The sequence below is a fragment of the Alcanivorax sp. HI0044 genome (assembly GCF_001634945.1).
This window is the reverse complement of sequence record NZ_LWEZ01001259.1, coordinates 1-1,611: the sequence shown is the minus strand read 5'-3', so window position 1 is coordinate 1,611 and position 1,611 is coordinate 1. Positions and strand designations below refer to the sequence as shown.

The 1,611-nt window shown below is 58.1% G+C and carries 3 protein-coding genes; 1 reads left to right on the top strand and 2 read right to left on the bottom strand.

Annotated elements, in window-relative coordinates; translation table 11 throughout:
• Positions 1–99: 99 nt before the first annotated feature.
• On the bottom strand, positions 100–714 hold the full coding sequence (locus tag A3730_RS18015) for a DUF924 family protein (protein WP_063519097.1): 615 nt from the start codon (positions 712–714) through the stop codon (positions 100–102).
• A 20-nt stretch (positions 715–734) separates the two neighbouring features.
• The gene (locus tag A3730_RS18010) at positions 735–1,361 is read right to left on the bottom strand and encodes an arylesterase (protein ID WP_063519096.1); all 627 of its coding nucleotides are present in this window, start codon (positions 1,359–1,361) and stop codon (positions 735–737) included.
• Here A3730_RS18010 and A3730_RS18005 point away from each other — a divergent pair.
• Positions 1,360–1,611 (top strand): ATP-binding cassette domain-containing protein (locus A3730_RS18005; RefSeq protein WP_369819092.1); only part of this gene is annotated, 252 nt, incomplete at its 3' end. The two genes, A3730_RS18010 and A3730_RS18005, sit on opposite strands and share 2 nt — an antisense overlap.

The following is a 1,611-nucleotide window of genomic DNA, read 5'->3' as shown; positions in this document are numbered from 1 at the left end:
AATCGTGGATGGCGATGGAAACCGCGTGGCGGTGGTCAACAAGACGCTCTACATCCGCCGTAAACCCGCGTAGCGCCTTTCTCTACCGGAGCACCGGTTTTACTGCCCGAAACCGGAGCTGTTTTCCAGAAAGCTGAGCTCCTCAGCCGTGCTGTCCCGCCCCAGCGCGCGGTTGCGGTGCGGAAAGCGACCAAATTGCTGAACGATTTGCAGATGCTCCCGCGCGGATTTCAGCGAACTGTCCACATGGCTGGCCAGTGCCTGGGGCGCATTAGCCCTGATAGCCTCCAGTGCGCAAAGGCATTGCTGCTGCAGATCTTCGTCTTCGGCATGCATTAGCGGCATCACAAAGAAAACCTGCCCGCACAGCGGCAGCTTGCTGTGCATCTGCCGTGACAGCCCCTCAATGGCCAGCGTGGCGGCCCGATGATCACCACTGAAAGCCTGGGCCTGGCCGCGGTAGATATTGCGGGTGAACTGGTCCAGCAACAGAATCAGCGCCAGTCGCCCCAGGGGGGTTCTTTCCCAGTCCACCAGTTCCTGCTGCAGGGCCGCATCCACCAACGCACCAAAGCGGTGTGCAATTTCCGCATCGTCTCTAGCCGTAGCGGCAAACCATCGCTTGCTCATGTTGCCCGATGGCCAGCCATGCTCCAGGCCATCCTTAAACCAGTAATCCAGTATTTCCTGCCATGATGGGCCTAAATCAAACATCGGGGCTCGCTCGGTTGTATTTACTGATCACTCTTGCCTTGGCACTGCACAGGCAGTTGCGGCTCAATCACTGACAAGGCGCTTTCCAGCAACAGCGGCTGAGCATCAACGGTGGGGTGAATGCCATCATCCTGCACCCAACCCTGCTCAATCACGCCATCCAGAAAAAAGGGCACCCAGGGCGTGCTGGTGGATTGCGCAACGTCCTTGAATTGCTGTTCAAACAAGGCAGTGTACTGCTGGCCGTAATTGGGGGGAATGCGCATGCCCAACAGCACCGCGGTGGCTCCCGCTTCCCGCGAAAGCACGACCATTTGCTCCAGGTTCCTCGCCATGGCCATGGGCGACAAACCACGCAAACCATCGTTACCCCCCAGCTCAATCACCACCAGATCCGGCTGGTGACGTGACAACAGTGCCGGCAATCGCGTTTTGCCGCCGGCGGTGGTTTCACCGCTAACCGATGCATTGATGACGGGATAATCCGGGCACCTTTCCTGCAGTTGCTGGTCCATAAGAGCAACCCAGCCCGCCGACTTTTCAATACCGTAGGCAGCACTGATACTATCGCCCAGTATCAAGACACCGCTGGCGTGAACCGATGCTGTCACGCACAACAACTGAATCAGTAGAAGATATCTTGCCATGATGAATACAGCGTCTCCCGTTTTGCTTGCCCACAATGTCAGTAAGCGCGTTCAGGGCCCAGAAGGCGGGCTTGATTTGCTGCAGGATATCACGCTTGAGGTGAATGCCGGTGACAGCCTGGCGATCACAGGCCCTTCCGGGTCAGGCAAGTCCACCCTGCTCTCCTTGTTGGCGNGTCTTGATGTGCCCACGGCTGGTGACGTGAAACTCAATGGTGCCTCGTTCAGCCAGGCTGACGAGGACGAGCGG